Here is a 16,355-nt window from a genome sequence, read left to right as displayed (position 1 = left end):
TTACAACTAGGAGAATCCCATGTCCATCTTAAGTTGGGACGATTTTGAAGATGATTCGCAAAAACCGACTACACCTGAACACAAGTCTGCGCCCCTCGACTCGCAAAAAACGGTTAATACGCAAGTGGTATCTGATTCAGAGCAACCATCGCCGCGCGTGGCAGTTGCACAACCCACTGGAACCAGTACCATCCGATCAACAAATCCAACCGATTCGTTGGCTCGAGCATCTGAAGCCTTAGAAAACCTTGATGTTGCACCAGGCTTAGAAGAGCTTGAAATGGGTGCACAGCGCGTACAAGTTGATGATAAAGCTATGATCAACTGTCGTGCAGACTTAAACCAGCTTGTTCCATTTAAATACGAGTGGGCTTGGCAAAAGTATCTTGACGGGTGTGCAAACCACTGGATGCCGCAAGAAGTGAACATGAACCATGATATCGCGCTTTGGAAGTCTGAAAATGGCTTAACAGAAGATGAGCGTACGATTGTAATGCGTTCTTTAGGTTTCTTCTCAACTGCAGATTCGTTGGTTGCAAACAACTTGGTATTAGCAATCTACCGCCATATTACAAACCCTGAATGCCGCCAATACATTTTGCGTCAAGCATTTGAAGAAGCGATTCATACACATGCGTATCAATACTGTATTGAATCTTTAGGTATGGATGAAGGCGAAGTCTTCAACATGTATCGTGAGATTCCAAGTGTTGCACGTAAAGCATCATGGGGCTTGAAATATACACAATCTTTAACTGATCCTAATTTCCATACAGGAACACCTGAAAACGACCAACGTTTACTTCGTAACTTGATCGCATTCTACTGTGTACTTGAAGGTATCTTCTTCTACTGTGGCTTTACTCAAATCTTGAGTATGGGTCGTCGCAACAAGATGAATGGTGTTGCTGAGCAATTCCAATACATCCTACGTGATGAATCAATGCACTTGAACTTTGGTATTGATATGATCAACCAAATCAAGATTGAGAACCCTCACCTTTGGACTGCTGAATTCCAACAAGAAGTCATTCAAATGATTCTTGAAGGTACCATGCTTGAGATCGAATACGCACGTGATACGATGCCACGTGGTGTATTGGGTATGAATGCAAGCATGATGGAAGAATACTTGAAATTCATCTGTAACCGTCGTTTATCGCAACTTGGTTTACCAGAGCAATTCGCTGGTGTAACAAACCCATTTGCATGGATGTCTGAGATGATGGACTTGCGTAAAGAGAAGAATTTCTTTGAAACGCGTGTTACGGATTACCAAACTGGTGGTGCGTTAAGCTGGTAAGGTCATTTACCGAGTGGAAAAAGGCTGTCATTAGACAGCCTTTTTTAATGGTAATAAATATCAAATGTCCCCTTAACCTACAAAACTTAGATTGACTAGAACAAGAAACAATAAGACCTATAATCTACCATTCAAAATGACTTGAATAATACATATTGCAACATTTGGTATACCAAAATCATTTCTATTTTAAAGTAAAATTCACCAACTTTTTCTCCAAACATCAGTAAAGACAACCCTTTTACTGATGTGCCTTGATTGCGCCAATTCTTATTGAAATCCTTTCTCTCTATATTACCGATATAGGGAGTCATTTAATTTTTAAGGTAAATTGAATGAAAAAATTCTGGAAGTATTTATTAGTACTATTACTGGTACTAATAGTGATTGCTATTGCCTTTCTTTTTAGACCGATTACGTCTAAGGCAATTAAAACGAAAAATGATGAAACTGTTGTTGATGCTGTATTGGTCGGCGGTGGAATCATGAGTGCCACACTTGGTACTTACCTCAACGAGTTACAACCTGACTGGAACATCCGCATGTATGAACGTCTTGATGCAGTCGCACAAGAAAGTTCAAATGGCTTTAACAATGCGGGTACAGGACACTCTGGCTTTATGGAAATGAACTATACCGAAGAAAAAGACGGTAAAATGGACATTTCTAAAGCGGTTAAAGTGGCAAGCCAATTCGAAATTGCTAAGCAATTCTGGGCTTATCAAGTGAAACAAGGTGTATTAGAAACACCAAGTACATTCATTAACCCAGTACCACACATTGCATTCGTATGGGGCGATAATGTGAACTTCATGGAAAAGCGTTATGCTGCCATGATTCAAAATCCGTTATTCGCTGGCATGAAATTGAGTGAGGACAAAGCCGAAATTCAGCAGTGGGCACCATTGGTGATGGACGGTCGTGATCCTCAGCAAAAAGTGGCTGCAACTCGTATGGACGTTGGTTCTGACGTGAACTACGGTGCAATCACCAAGCAATTGATTAACAATCTCGAGAAAAGTCCAAACTTTAAACTCAGAACTTCGACTGAAGTCACTGGGATTAGTAAGAATGACGATAATACTTGGTCTGTTGCATTCAAAGATGTCAAATCTGGTGAAGTCAGTCATGTAAAAACACGTTTCGTGTTTATTGGTGCTGGCGGTGCTGCAATTAAATTATTGCAAATGACTGGTTTACCAGAAGCGCAACAATATGCGGGCTTCCCTGTGGGTGGTGAGTTCCTTGTGACTGACAATCCTGCGGTCACAGCAAAACACACGGCCAAGGTCTATGGTCGTGCTGATCTGGGTGCGCCTCCAATGTCTGTTCCACATATCGATACCCGTTATATCGACGGTAAAAAATATGTGTTGTTTGGCCCATTTGCAACCTATTCAAACAAGTTCCTAAAACATGGTTCACAGCTTGATTTGCTTGCATCGACCAACAAAAACAACGTCTTGCCTATGGCTGCAATTGGTCTACAAAATGCTGATCTTGTTCAGTATCTCGTAAGCCAAGTGTTAATGTCTGATGCAGATCGTTTCAACGAGTTGAAAAAATACTACCCTGAAGCTGATCCTAAAGACTGGCATTTACAACAAGGTGGTCAACGCGTTCAGATCATCAAAAAAGAGCCAGGCAAACCTGCCAAATTGCAATTCGGTACAGAAATCTTTGCATCTAAAGACAAGTCTGTAACTGCATTGTTGGGTGCTTCTCCGGGTGCATCTACATCACCTTACATCATGCTTAACTTGCTTGAAAAAGCATTCCCTGAGCAGACTAAAGGTGTATGGAATGACAAATTGCATGAGATCGTACGTTCTTATGGTAAAGACCTTGCAACAGATCCAGCGTTGTTAGATCAAATCCGTCAATACTCAAGTGCAACTTTGGGCTTGAATTATACGACTCCAGCAAACTTAGTTCCTGCTAAGAAAGTAGAAAAAGCTGAAGCTGTTGCTCAATAAGTAACGCTAAGTACATCAAAAAGGGAGGAGTTTTGGCTCTTCCCTTTTTCTCATTTTGTCTTTTATTTTTATACTATGCCTTCTGCTGCACCCCACTCTGCTTTTGCTGCATTTGCCAGTCGTGACTTTAAGTTATTGACTCTCAATCAATGCTGCCTGACTTTTGCGGTGCTGATTCAAGAGGTGCTGATTGCCTTTCATTTGTATCAAATCACCAAAAATCCACTTTTCCTCGGTTTACTCGGGATCATGGATTTTTTACCTTTTATGGCGCTGTCTTTATGGGGTGGTTATATTGCTGATCGTTTTAATCGGCAGCGTATTTTACAAATCAGTTTTAGCTTTGCCATCCCCTTATCGATTGCTTTGTGGATCAGTTTTGATCTTTTCCACACCCAAACCATCAGTGCAAATTTATTATTAATCTCATCCTTGAGTATTTTATTTTTATTTGGCTGTATTCGCGGCATATACAGTCCCTGCTTTAATTCTTTACGTCCTTTTGTCGTACCCGAACATTTGTATACTAATGCAGCAACATGGACCAGCATTTGCTGGCAAGCTTGCGGCATACTTGCACCCGTGGTTGGCGGTTTTCTATTGGCACATCTGGATTTGGATATTACTTTTAGCGTCATCGTGGCACTTTTTTTAAGTGGCAGTATTGCCCTCTGGTGTTTGCAAAAACGAGATTTTCCTCAAATCCAAACAGAATCGGTAACTCAAAGTCTAAAAGACGCACTACAATTTATTTTTAAAACCAAAATTATTTTTTGGGCGATGTTTCTCGATCTCGGCTCTGTTTTCTTTGGCGGCATCATCGCACTACTGCCCATTTTTGCCCAAGATATTTTGCATGTCGGTGCCGATGGTTTTGGTCTATTACGCGCTGCGCCTGCATTTGGTGGCTTGGTCATGATGCTGATCTTGGTGCGTTACCCGCCCAAATCTAGACCGTGGCAGATCATGCTGATTGCCGTCACTGGCTTTGCACTATGCACCTTGTTATTTGCTGTTACCAGACACCTCTATTTTTCGATCGCAGTTCTCATTATTATGGGGGCATGTGACAGCATTAACATAATTATCCGTCAAACGATTCTACAACTGATTCCACCCAAGGACATGCTTGGACGTGTCGCTGCCATTAATGGCATCTTTGTCACCTCGAGTAATGAACTGGGTGCATTGCAGTCCAGTGTGATGACACGCTTTTTTAGCGTGGTGTCCGCTATGTTGATTGGCGGTTCACTGTCTTTGTTCTGTGTACTACTGACCAAGATCAAAACCAAAGATTTATTGAAGTTTCGTTTTTAATCCCCCAAACAAACAGCTATTTAAAAAACCAATATCATATGAAACATACTTTGCCCGAATCTTCAGGTCCCTCCAAATTTATTATTTTTTCCGTTTTTATATGGCTAGTGCTGATGTGGCTACAGTCGACCTATATTATCATTATCGGGGGTCAAGCCTATCTGTTCTGGACTTCTTTGGGTCTGTTGATTCTGAACGTACTCAGCTTGCGCCCCAACATCTTAAAAAATCGAATTGCTCTGGCGATTACAGCACTACTGTTGCTCTATCTGGGCTTTCACTCTTTATTTTGCACCTATTTGATCATCGCTTTTTACTGTATTTTCTATTTATATGAGAGTGAATATAAACATAAACGCGCCATTAAGTTGATCAGCCTGTTTTTGATCATGATCGTTTTTGCAATCTACCAAAGCCAATCACTGCATGAACTCAAAAGCCATTATGCAAACTATGAAACGGGTGAAACATGGCAAAAATATGGTGCGCTATAAACCCTAACATTTATGTTTTTTGTGTTCTTGATCAAATCATTTTTCTATATGTAACCATAAACTGAAGTGTATCCTGCAAAGTCAGTTGAGCAGGTTTAGCCCGATAGAAATTGATATTCGTGTCCTGTAGGATTAGTTTTGTGATCAAAATATCTTGATTGCGTTACTACACCGACTTTCTGTAATTGTTTTTCTAATTCAAGTGCTTGTTATTCTTACTTTTCTGTTTGAGATATTCAACATGTTGGCGATCTGTTTTCCATGAAGATTCCAATATTTCTTTTTCTATTCTGTAATGAATTCTTTTTTGCTTCATTGAACTGATTACTTCCTCATTGAAGCTCTTTACATAATTTATCCATGCCTTTCCACGAAATACATTTTCAGGCATCTCTGTTTTGAATTCACTTCTAGGAGTAAAAACAATAACTGAATGCAAATATTTTGGTTCAAGTATATCACTTAAAATCATCTCCAAAACTTTCATGTGTTTGTAGTTTTGATGTAATGGATTTTGAAATTTATAACTTTTTTTATAAATCTTTTGCGTCCATTGTTTCTGACGAGCACTACCAAAAATCCAACCCGTATAGTTTTTCGTTTCTATAATAAAAACACCGTAAGGACTTATTAGAATGTGATCAATTTGTGTTGTTCCCTGCTCTTGGTCAGGAATCGTACAGTTATTTAACAGAATATACTCATCGCCTAATGCTTTATCGACATGTACGGCAACCATGAGTTCACCCATCTTTCCTTTAAAATGGGGCGATTTCAAATAAGTAAGAACAGCTAAAATAATAATGATAAAAATAAAATAGAAAAGCATCTCTTCCCAATCACTTATAGTTTTTGAAGTTTAAAATAATAAATCTAATACGTTATAAATATTATATTAATAACATAATCAATTAATTCAGACGTAAAAAAACCGCTAACTTAGCGGTTTTTTATCTCATCTTAAAGATGATGGTCGGAGCAGTAGGATTCGAACCTACGACCCCCTGGTCCCAAACCAGGTGCACTACCAGGCTGTGCTATGCTCCGAAATTGGGGTGAATGACGGGATTCGAACCCGCGACAACCGGAATCACAATCCGGGGCTCTACCAACTGAGCTACATCCACCATCAAAACTTTGATTCTACATACCAAGCTACCAAATGGCGCGCCTGACAGGATTCGAACCTGTGACCATCCGCTTAGAAGGCGGATGCTCTATCCAACTGAGCTACAGGCGCATAACGATGATAATACTATCACGATACTTCGCCGATATTTAAAACTATGTTTTTCAACATATTTTAAATGGTCGGAGCAGTAGGATTCGAACCTACGACCCCCTGGTCCCAAACCAGGTGCACTACCAGGCTGTGCTATGCTCCGATTTCTTTTCAGCTTTTAGCGTATCGCACATCGTGCGGTACGGTGTGCATTCTAGGCGCGACGCCCTAGAACGTCAACACCTATTTTTCAAAAAAAGAATAAATCCTTATCAAATGTATATTTAACAAGCATTTTTAGACGTTTTAGCGTTTCAAAGAAGCACTAAAGTTCAACATTCGATCTAAGGGTAATTTCGCGCGTTCAGCAAGAGCAGGATCAACGTGTATTTCTTGATCGGCATGTTGTAATACATGCAAGATTCCATCCAGTTCATTCATCGCCATCCACGGACAATGTGCGCATGAACGACAAGTTGCCCCCTCACCTGCGGTTGGTGCTTCAAATAATTCTTTATCAGGCGCTGCTTGTTGCATTTTATAGAAAATACCGCGATCCGTTGCCACGATCATTTGTTTATGTGGCAAGGTCTGAGCTGCTTTAATCAGTTGCGAGGTGCTCCCCACCGCATCAGCAATATCCACTACTGATTCAGGTGACTCTGGATGAACTAAAACCGCTGCATCTGGATAGAGCGCTTTCATTTGCGCAATACCACGGGCACGGAATTCTTCATGCACGATACATGCACCATCCCACAACAACATTTCAGCGCCCGTTTTCTTTTGAATATAGCGACCTAAATGCTGATCTGGTGCCCAAATAATTTTTTCGCCCAAACTATCTAAATGTTCAATGATCTCAACCGCACAACTAGAAGTCACCACCCAGTCGGCACGCGCCTTCACTGCCGCCGAGGTGTTGGCATACACCACCACGGTATGGTCAGGATGCTGGTCACAGAATGCGGTGAACTCATCCACAGGACAACCCAAATCCAGTGAACAAGTTGCTTCCAAAGTTGGCATCAACACTGTTTTCTCTGGTGAGAGAATCTTGGAGGTTTCGCCCATAAATTTCACCCCTGCCACCACCAGTGTTGTAGCAGGATGGTCACGACCAAAACGTGCCATTTCCAGTGAGTCAGAAACACAGCCACCCGTCAGTTCAGCAAGCTCTTGTACTTCAGGATCACAGTAATAGTGCGCCACCAGCACTGCATTTCGCTTTTTCAACTCAGCTGCAATTTGGGCAAACTTTTCTTGTTTCACTTCTGGGCTAAGACTATTGTCCTTTGGCTCGCCCAAACGATCTAAATGCGCCTGCACAATATTTTTGGCTTCGTTCGCAATTAAATTCGCATCATTCATAAAGCGTCTTCTCTATCCTGCGTGCTTGCATCGCTGCAAACTTATAACGTGGGTATCTTGGTGAGCATTTAGTTAATATCACACTATCCACATACCAGCTTATAAAAAAAGCCTCACTGTGGAGGCTTTATTATAACGCAAATTTATGAACGATAATCGGCATTAATTTTGACATAGTCATAAGAAAAGTCACAGGTATAAACCGTGTCTTTAGCAGTACCACGACCGAGGTCAATACGAATGGTAATTTCCTTTTCAGCCATGACGGCTGCACCTGCTTCTTCAGTATAATCTGGGTTTGCACCACCATCTAAGCAAATCTGTACATCACCTAACCAAACTTGTACTTTACTACTATCTAGGTTGGGTACACCTGCCTTACCAATCGCCATCACAATTCGCCCCCAGTTTGGATCTGAAGCGAATAAAGCTGTTTTAATTAAAGGCGACTCAGCAACGCTATAGGCAACATCACAACATTCTTGAGTATTTTCTCCACCATCAACCTGTACCGTAATGAATTTAGTTGCACCTTCACCATCACGAACAATCAATTGTGCTAAACGATTCATAATACGCGCAAGTACATCCAGCACTTGTTGGTAACGAGGGTCATCTTGTGACTCAATTTCTGCGCCACCAGCTAGACCTGTTGCTACAAAGATACAAGAGTCATTGGTTGAAGTGTCGCCATCGATTGTGATGCGGTTAAACGAATGTTCGACAGTCGTTTGTAACAGTTGCTGAACAAGTACTTTTGATATTGGTGCATCTGTTGCAACAAAGCTCAACATGGTTGCCATGTTCGGGCGAATCATACCCGCACCTTTACTGATTCCAGTCATGGTGTATGTCACACCATCAAGCTCAAACTGTTCAGATGCACCTTTCGGAGTAGTATCTGTGGTCATAATGCCAGAAGCAGCTTCAGTCCAACGATCCGCATTTAAATCATTTAATGCAGGCTGAATACCTTGAACTAAACGCTCAATCGGAAGTTGCTCACCGATTACACCTGTTGAAAATGGTAGAATCTGATTCGCTTGGACACCTGCTAATTCCGCTAATTTGGCACACGTCGTTTCTGCATTTTTATAACCTACAGTTCCTGTTGCCGCATTTGCATTACCAGTGTTAATAATCAAATAACGTGGTGTATTTTCTGCCAAGTGTTTTTTACTAAGCAAAACCGGCGCAGCAGCAAATGCACTTTGAGTAAATACACCTGCAACATTTGAGCCTTCAGCAAATTCAAAAATGACCAGATCGCGTCGGTTTGGATAACGGACATACGCCTCAGTTGAGCCAATTTTTACACCCTGCACCACATGCATAAGTGGCATAGTTACGTCACCAACAGCCATTTTTAAACTTCCATTCAATTTGTTATGAAAAAGAAAATGAATACATACCCTATATATGAGACTCGGAAAGGTCATCTATAACCTGAGTGGTATTTGTAATATCCCGTTTCTGCGATAGATAAAACAAATGCAACAAGTGAACAGGTTTTGTAGATGACAATGCCTTTGGTTACTTTGGGCGAAACCAAAGTAACTCGAACCGAAGGTTATTCCTAATATTAAATTACACTAAGCAAGACACCGCCTCGCGAATAACTGAGTTACGGTTCAAGTCATAAAATATGTCGATTCATATCTGTTAAGTAGCTTATTCCAAAAAGAAATGAAAATCGAGTATTAACACTACAGATTATGGAATTTGGCTTTGCTCTAAACTCAGTAAAATCTGCTTCTTATCCAAACCACCTGCAAAACCAACTAATGCCCCACTCGAACCAATCACCCGATGACATGGCGCAATAATCGAAATCGGATTCTTACCATTGGCTGCCCCAACAGCACGCACTGCTTTTTCATTACCAATCTGAACGGCTATTTCCTTATAACTACGTGTTTCGCCATATGGAATAGTTAATAAAGTCTGCCAAACCTGTTGTTGAAAATCTGTCCCTTGAAAGTCCAAAGGTAAATCAAATTGCTGACGTTGCCCTGCAAAATACTGTTCTAATTGTTTTTTAACTCGAAGTAACATCGGATGTTGATGATCTTGTATCAGTTCAGCCAGTCGAACTCGTTTATGATCTTCATTGTCCCACATCACGGCGACCAGTGCATGATCATGAGCAACCAGTTTTAATGCACCCACAGGAGAATCCATGTACATATACACCAGTTGCATTACACTCTCCTTAAACCATTAATTTGATGACAATTTCATCAGCATTAAGCCAGATACAATTAATATTGCAGCAATCATTCGCATCGCAGTCATTGGTTCATTTAAAACCATGATGCCAACAATAAATGATCCTATCGCACCAATTCCCGTCCAAACCGTATAAGTTGTACCCAAAGGCAACGATCGCATTGCAATTGACAATAATACGACACTTAAAATCATAAAAATGAGGGTCACGATACTTGGCGTTAGCTTGGTAAAACCCTCAGACATCTTCATTGAATATGCCCAAATAATTTCAAAAATACCCGCCAAAATTAAAATTGCCCATGCCATTTTTCACACTCAACCTTAACAAGAGTTGGGTCGTCCCAACGTGATGCTTTTGAAGTGAGGTCGTCCTCTTAGGAAAAGCAGTGTACTGTAAAATTTCGAGATTATGTGAAAGGTTAAGTATGGATTCCAGTGCAGTATTTTAAAAATTAAAAGTTTATCTAAGGTTAAGATTTACTGCCATGAAATCTGATCGACCTGCATTAGCTCACATGCCCCGTTTCCTGTATCTTCACGGGATAAAGAACTTTTCCAATGCCAGCCATCTTTTGTCTGTATTTCGATTAAAGAACCCTTTAAATAGACTAAATCATCTTTTTTAATTTTTTTCATTTGAGATGCGATATAAGCATTGGCAGGAACTAGATGCATATTGGCACTATGCGTTGCGATTTCTCTCAAAGAAATAGGCGGTTGATGATCTATACGCCAGTGATACCAACGATTACTTTGTGATACATCAATTTGTTTATAGATCTGCGGATTTGCCATATCTCCCCAACCAACAGCAATATCCATTGGTGAAAATTCAGCTTCACGCCCTAAATTGTAGTCTTCTCTAGAAAGCACACGAAATGCACCTTCATAACTCTCCAATGCATTAATCTGTACACCTTGTTGGGTGGTCATTTGACTAATATTTGGCGCTGGTTTTAATACCTGTGTCCAAACCAACCATGCTATAGCCAATCCTAGTACACCATACATCCATCTTGGCATGCTTAATTATCCTTCTTTCTCTGTAAGCATTTTATCCATTGCTTTAAATGATTGAAGCATGAAATTAAAAAATGACCTAAAACACTTAAATAATTATCCTGTGACTCAACTTTATGCTCCTGTAAAGTTGCAGTATCTGTATTCAAAGTATTCATTTCTAAAGGTTCATAATGTGACAAAGTTTGTTGTAACTCAGCTCCCAAGCTCAAGCGAATTAGAGCAATTGTCACTTCATCAATTCCACAATGATGATATAAAGTTAGATGACGTGTATCTAAATCAATACTATGTTCAACTAAAATTTCAGCAAATGGCAATAATGCTTTTCGAATACGTTGTACTTCCACCAAACTACTCATGTGTGGAATATAATAAAAACTGACTTTCATACTGCCGCCATCACGTGGAACAGTGTCAAATTGAGTTATCAAATTTTGTGTTTTTTCTCTCCGACTTAGAGATTCATTTGCTTTATCAGTTATTAAATTGTCTTGTTGTTCTAAAGCCATTTATGCACCATGAATGACTCAAAAAAGATACTGCTAGTATAAACCAACAGTATCTCAGGATAGTGACATTTTAGACAAAGGATCAGAACTTTAACGTAAGTCCCAAACCATATAGCCAACCTTTTTTACTGTCTGTAGCCGACTGTAATTCGGTTTGTTTCAAACCTTTGTTGTATGCATAAGCGACATCAATAAATGGCATTATTTTTTTACTGATTTCATAACGCGTTTGCAGGCCTATCTGAAGTTTAGATAATCCAGATTTATTTGCATAACTTGACTCATCATTGAATATTACATCTGCATTCAAATAAGGTTGAGCAATCAACTTTTGCGTAAATAATACATCCCGTGTTGTTTCCAAACTCAGTTGCCAGCGTTGGTTTTGACCTGCATAAATATAGGCTTCGGTTTCAAAAAAATACGGCGCTAGACCATGTAATCCCAATACCGCGTCCCATTGATTTTTATCATGCTTTTGCTCAGGCTGATATTGATAACGAACACCTGTTTGTACATCCCAAAAGTCAGCAACATTGCGGCTGTATAACAGCTTTGTTTCGGTTTGAGTTTTTTCCGATTCTGCTTTTTCAACATGTGCTTGAATGAATATTTTATTTTTATCACTTCCCACCCATGTTTTTAGCTCAGTACTTGCACTGCCTCGACCATCGTCATCAGCGATCCATGCATTTTTAATCGCTGTGGCTTGATAAATTTGTCCACCATGTTCACGATGATGATCATGTGTGTCATGTTGAATATCAGATGGTACTTGCTTTAATTCAGGTTGATGTTCTAAATGATCAACAGGAGATGATGTCTCCATCAATATATTCTGTTGTACCGACTGATCCATTTGCATCATTTGATCATGCCCCTCATGTGCAGATGCAAATACACTCAAACAAGAAACCATGCCACCAATTGCTAATAATTGTGTATAGCGTTTCATCGTAGAAGCTTGCTTAGTGATGTGCATGGCTTGCTCCTTGAGTAGGTTGAACAGACATAGTTTGTGAAACTTTGCTGCCATCGACATTTGCGACAATCAATTTACTCATCATGCCCGCACTCATGTGGTATAACAGGTGACAATGAATCGCCCATTCACCGAGCTCATCCGCAGTCAGTAGAGCTGTAACAGTTTTGCCCGGCGACACGATCACCGTATGTTTATTTGGCATATCCTGCGGTGCCTGACCATTCTCCAACTGCATAAACATGCCATGTAAATGCATTGGATGCGCCATCATACTTTCATTCACAAATTTGAGACGGATACGTTCGCCATAACGCACGGTTAAAGGTTTGAAGTCAGGATCACTAAACTTTTTACCATCAATCGTCCAGATGTAACGTTCCATCGTACCCCCAAGACGAATCACCAATTCTCGCTCTGCTGGACGACTATAACGCTCAGGTTGTGATTGCAACGACTTCAAATCTGCATAAGTTAAGGCTTTCTGACCGATTGGTGTTGCTGCATTCGCCCAGCCCTGAACGGTATCTGAAGTTGTTTTTTCAGAAGATGCCACCATCTGGTGTTGGCTATGATCTGAGGGCGTTGCTGAAGCTGACATATCCATCTGACCGTGTGCACTATGATCCATACCCGACATGTTCATCCGACCATGTCCACTATGATCCATTTTCGACATGTCCATTTTTTCATGTGAGCGATGATCCATCGCTGTTTTTTGCATCGGTGTAACTGGTGCTTTACCTTGAGGCATCTGATGCTGACTATGATTCATATTGGCCATATTCACTGGCTGATCTGAACCATGGTTCATTTTGCTCATATCCATCTGACCATGCGAACCATGATCCATGCCCATATCTTCCATCGTCAATAATGCACGTGGGCGCGCTTTAGGAATCTGAACCTTTTGCGTATTCGGTGTCATGCTATTGTGCAATGAAGCAATTGCAAAACCAGAACGGTCGATTGATTCAGCTTCAATTTGATAATGTGCCTGCTTAGGTTCCACTAACACATCATAAGTTTCTGCTGTGCCAATACGAAACTCATCCACAGGAACGGGTTTCACTGGCTGACCATCGGCACTAACGACTGTCATTTTTAGGTTGGGAATACGCACATCAAAAAAAGACATGGCTGACGCATTGATAAAGCGCAAACGAATCTTTTCACCCATTTTAAAAGCGCCTGTCCAATTTTGTTGAGGTGTTTTCCCATTCACCAAGAAAGTATAACCAGTGACATCAGATAAATCGGTTTTGAGCATCCGCATCTGGTTCCACATCGAACGATCTTGCCACGTTGCTTTTAAACCGTCTTGTTTCACCTGCTTCCAGACATCACCCACCGTTTCACGTTGGTTTTGGTAATACTCAGCCGACTTCTTCAAATTTGCCATGATCTTGTCGCTTTCCGTTTCATGAAAATCAGACAACATCACCACATAATCACGCTCAGCTTTTTCATATGCGGCAACAGGCTGTTTTCCTTTTGGATAAATCACCAGAGGACCATATAAACCATCCTGTTCCTGTCCTTTACTATGCGCGTGATACCAGTAAGTTCCGTTTTGGCGCACCTTGAAACGATAGGTAAAATCACTCTTTGGCTTAATGCCCTGAAAGCCATTAAAACCGGGTACACCGTCCATCAATCCTGGCAAAAGCAATCCATGCCAATGTAATGACGTATCTTGATCTTTGAGTTGATTATGCACATGAATGACCGCTTCATCCCCTTCTTCAAACTCTAATAACGGCGCAATAAATTTGCCATTTACCGTAATACGTTTGACAGGTTTTCCAGTGACATTGACCATTCCTTGATTAATGTTCAGATGATATTCTTTTATTGCAGCCAAACTATAAGGCGCAAAAATTAAGCTTAAGCCAGCAATGACACCAGCATATATTTTTGAGGACATAATATTTTCCTAATCTGTGAACTATTTTTAAATCGCTCGTTGAAGCGAAAAAGAGCTTCTAAGACAGATTAGGTTTTAGGTGGACGTAAAATTTCTTGCCAATGACCTGCAAGATGACGAGCTTGATACGCTGTATTTTTATATGTGTTTAACTCAAAAAAAGGTGAAACAGACAGGCTTGGAATTTGTTGATCGAGTGCAAAATTAATCGTTTGGCAATGTGAAATATTATTACAACCAGGGCAATGTTGCTGATCTTGTATTTGCCCATCATGGCATTTAACCACATTGGTTACATCATGCGACATATCCATTTGATGATGCGGACGTGTCATCTGTTGATCATGACATGGTATCACTTGCGCTGTAGGCGTCTTTTGATCAAGTTGAATCTTTTGGACTGCTGCAATAGACGCACCGCTTCCCCCGATAAAAAATATCATCAGGAATACAAACCATAGATGCTTGTATTTTTTATGAAGCTGCACTAAATATCCTTGGATCAATCATCAAATGAATGCGATTTACTTAGCATAATTTCTTTCTATCTTATGCACAATCTACTTTATGTTCAACTTATGCTAATTTCATGCATTTAAGCAACAGGATTGCAGATTTATCAAGCAAAAAGAATAAAATACGTTATGAACAAAAATAAAGCAAAATAAAGGACTTGACGCACAAAAAAAGGACAAAAATTTGTCCTTTTTTGATATTTTTGTTGAGAATATAAACAACTGAAATCATTTTGTTTATTTTAACAACATCTTATCCACTTGCTTATCAACACGGTTATCCACTCAGTTATAAACAAAGTTATCCACAACCTTATGTGAAAAATAGGATGAAAACACTAAATTTCTTTTGCACCAACTTGAGCTAATTCTGCACGCATTTGATCAATTACCGTTGTATAGTCAGGTTGACCAAAAATTGCAGAACCTGCTACAAACATATCCGCACCCGCTTCAGCAATTTCACGAATATTTGCTGGACCGACGCCACCATCAACCTCTAATCGAATATCAAGACCGCTGGCATCAATGATTTTGCGTGCTTGGCGAAGTTTCTCCAATGTCATTGGAATAAATTTTTGCCCACCAAAACCAGGGTTCACACTCATCAATAAAATTTGATCTACTTTATCGAGAACATAATCAAGATAATGTAAAGGGGTTGCTGGATTGAAAACTAAACCTGCTTTAGCACCACCCGCCTTGATCAGTTGTAAAGAACGATCAATATGATCCGTTGCTTCTGGATGGAAAGTAATAATATCTGCGCCTGCCTCCAAAAAATCACCGATCATACGATCAACAGGTGAAACCATCAGATGCACATCAATTGGCGCCTTAATTCCATAATTTTTCAATGCCTTACAAATACCTGCACCAAAAGTTAAGTTTGGTACATAATGGTTATCCATGACATCAAAATGCACAACGTCTGCACCCGCAGCTAAAACTTTTTCTACATCTTCACCTAAACGTGCAAAATCAGCAGATAAAATCGAAGGAGCAATTAAATAAGGCTTGGACATGAATGACCTGGCAAACTTTGAAAAATGATAATTGAATTATAACAAATTCATCGGCTTTAGGCTGTTACAAAGATACGATTACGACATTGCAAACTTGCAACAACACGTTGCATGAATACTGTTTTTGACTGCATACGATTTTGCTATTTTTAATGGTGAAATCATATGCAGTTAAAAAATGAATAGTACGACACAAATTACAACTCACGATGGTAAACGTATCAGTAAACATTTATTGAATCACTGGAAGCACAAATTTGAAGTATCAGAGACTGAGCAGTATTCAAAAATTTTTATGCCGACAGCAACAGTGACGCTTACACCATAAGAACAGCATTTAGATGTATTGATTGAAAATCAGCAAGAAGATGTTGCTCGTCTAGAACAGGTGGTTATTGATCATTTAAATCGTATGGCACAACAAGAGTTTATTGTTGAATGGCAGCATCATTAAAAAAG

General features: G+C 40.0%; 15 protein-coding genes, 4 tRNA genes and 1 pseudogene. 5 read left to right on the top strand and 15 right to left on the bottom strand.

Annotated features, from left to right (window positions below; genetic code table 11):
* Nucleotides 1–19: 19 nt before the first annotated feature.
* The 4 genes from HYG88_RS07860 to HYG88_RS07845 all read left to right on the top strand — a co-directional run bounded on the left by HYG88_RS07860 (nt 20) and on the right by HYG88_RS07845 (nt 5,090).
* A complete protein-coding gene (locus HYG88_RS07860; protein ID WP_178882860.1) occupies nt 20–1,303 on the top strand; it encodes a ribonucleotide-diphosphate reductase subunit beta in 1,284 nt (427 codons plus the stop codon).
* A 335-nt stretch (nt 1,304–1,638) separates the two neighbouring features.
* The gene (gene mqo / locus HYG88_RS07855) at nt 1,639–3,279 is read left to right on the top strand and encodes a malate dehydrogenase (quinone) (RefSeq protein ID WP_178882859.1); all 1,641 of its coding nucleotides are present in this window, start codon (nt 1,639–1,641) and stop codon (nt 3,277–3,279) included.
* Between the two features lie 75 nt (nt 3,280–3,354).
* Entirely contained in the window at nt 3,355–4,596 is a 1,242-nt protein-coding gene (locus HYG88_RS07850; RefSeq protein ID WP_178882858.1) for an MFS transporter, read from the top strand.
* Nucleotides 4,597–4,634: 38 nt separating this feature from the next.
* Entirely contained in the window at nt 4,635–5,090 is a 456-nt protein-coding gene (locus tag HYG88_RS07845) for a hypothetical protein (RefSeq protein ID WP_178882857.1), read from the top strand.
* A gap of 193 nt (nt 5,091–5,283) precedes the next feature.
* Here the strand turns inward: HYG88_RS07845 and HYG88_RS07840 are convergent, their stop codons facing one another.
* The 15 genes from HYG88_RS07840 to rpe form a co-directional block, all read right to left on the bottom strand.
* The gene (locus HYG88_RS07840; RefSeq protein ID WP_178882856.1) at nt 5,284–5,919 is read right to left on the bottom strand and encodes a nuclease-related domain-containing protein; all 636 of its coding nucleotides are present in this window, start codon (nt 5,917–5,919) and stop codon (nt 5,284–5,286) included.
* A gap of 141 nt (nt 5,920–6,060) precedes the next feature.
* Nucleotides 6,061–6,137 (bottom strand) — tRNA-Pro (locus tag HYG88_RS07835).
* A 4-nt stretch (nt 6,138–6,141) separates the two neighbouring features.
* Nucleotides 6,142–6,217, bottom strand: a tRNA-His gene (locus tag HYG88_RS07830).
* A 36-nt stretch (nt 6,218–6,253) separates the two neighbouring features.
* Nucleotides 6,254–6,330, bottom strand: a tRNA-Arg gene (locus tag HYG88_RS07825).
* 68 nt (nt 6,331–6,398) lie between these two features.
* A tRNA-Pro gene (locus HYG88_RS07820) sits at nt 6,399–6,475 on the bottom strand.
* A gap of 143 nt (nt 6,476–6,618) precedes the next feature.
* Nucleotides 6,619–7,683, bottom strand: a complete 1,065-nt coding sequence (gene nadA / locus HYG88_RS07815) for a quinolinate synthase NadA (RefSeq protein ID WP_004655525.1) — start codon at nt 7,681–7,683, stop codon at nt 6,619–6,621.
* A 143-nt stretch (nt 7,684–7,826) separates the two neighbouring features.
* Complete coding sequence (argJ, locus tag HYG88_RS07810; protein ID WP_178882855.1) at nt 7,827–9,047, bottom strand: bifunctional glutamate N-acetyltransferase/amino-acid acetyltransferase ArgJ; 1,221 nt, start codon at nt 9,045–9,047, stop codon at nt 7,827–7,829.
* Nucleotides 9,048–9,396: 349 nt separating this feature from the next.
* The gene (locus HYG88_RS07805) at nt 9,397–9,885 is read right to left on the bottom strand and encodes a methylated-DNA--[protein]-cysteine S-methyltransferase (protein WP_178882854.1); all 489 of its coding nucleotides are present in this window, start codon (nt 9,883–9,885) and stop codon (nt 9,397–9,399) included.
* Nucleotides 9,886–9,903: 18 nt separating this feature from the next.
* Complete coding sequence (locus HYG88_RS07800; RefSeq protein WP_178882853.1) at nt 9,904–10,221, bottom strand: multidrug efflux SMR transporter; 318 nt, start codon at nt 10,219–10,221, stop codon at nt 9,904–9,906.
* A gap of 171 nt (nt 10,222–10,392) precedes the next feature.
* Entirely contained in the window at nt 10,393–10,938 is a 546-nt protein-coding gene (locus HYG88_RS07795) for a hypothetical protein (RefSeq protein ID WP_178882852.1), read from the bottom strand.
* 2 nt (nt 10,939–10,940) lie between these two features.
* Nucleotides 10,941–11,447 carry a cobalt transporter gene (locus tag HYG88_RS07790; protein WP_178882851.1) on the bottom strand — a complete coding sequence of 169 codons (507 nt, stop codon included), beginning with the start codon at nt 11,445–11,447 and terminating at the stop codon, nt 10,941–10,943.
* Nucleotides 11,448–11,529: 82 nt separating this feature from the next.
* Nucleotides 11,530–12,429 (bottom strand): copper resistance protein B, encoded by a 900-nt coding sequence (locus HYG88_RS07785; protein WP_178882850.1) that lies wholly within the window; start codon nt 12,427–12,429, stop codon nt 11,530–11,532.
* Nucleotides 12,416–14,356, bottom strand: coding sequence for a copper resistance system multicopper oxidase (locus HYG88_RS07780; RefSeq protein ID WP_178882849.1), 1,941 nt, complete (start codon nt 14,354–14,356; stop codon nt 12,416–12,418). Before HYG88_RS07780 ends, HYG88_RS07785 begins: the two co-directional genes overlap by 14 nt.
* Nucleotides 14,357–14,424: 68 nt before the next feature.
* A complete protein-coding gene (locus HYG88_RS07775) occupies nt 14,425–14,844 on the bottom strand; it encodes a hypothetical protein (protein ID WP_178882848.1) in 420 nt (139 codons plus the stop codon).
* Between the two features lie 365 nt (nt 14,845–15,209).
* Nucleotides 15,210–15,896 carry a ribulose-phosphate 3-epimerase gene (gene rpe / locus HYG88_RS07770; protein ID WP_178882847.1) on the bottom strand — a complete coding sequence of 229 codons (687 nt, stop codon included), beginning with the start codon at nt 15,894–15,896 and terminating at the stop codon, nt 15,210–15,212.
* Nucleotides 15,897–16,074: 178 nt separating this feature from the next.
* Between rpe and HYG88_RS07765 the strand changes: the two are divergent.
* A pseudogene (locus HYG88_RS07765) lies at nt 16,075–16,350 on the top strand (DUF2218 domain-containing protein).
* The last annotated feature ends 5 nt before the right edge of the window (nt 16,351–16,355 follow it).

This window comes from Acinetobacter sp. SwsAc4, from assembly GCF_013391535.1.
GTDB lineage: Bacteria > Pseudomonadota > Gammaproteobacteria > Pseudomonadales > Moraxellaceae > Acinetobacter.
The sequence above is the reverse complement of the archived record's forward strand: the minus strand, read 5'-3'. Positions and strand labels throughout refer to the sequence as shown.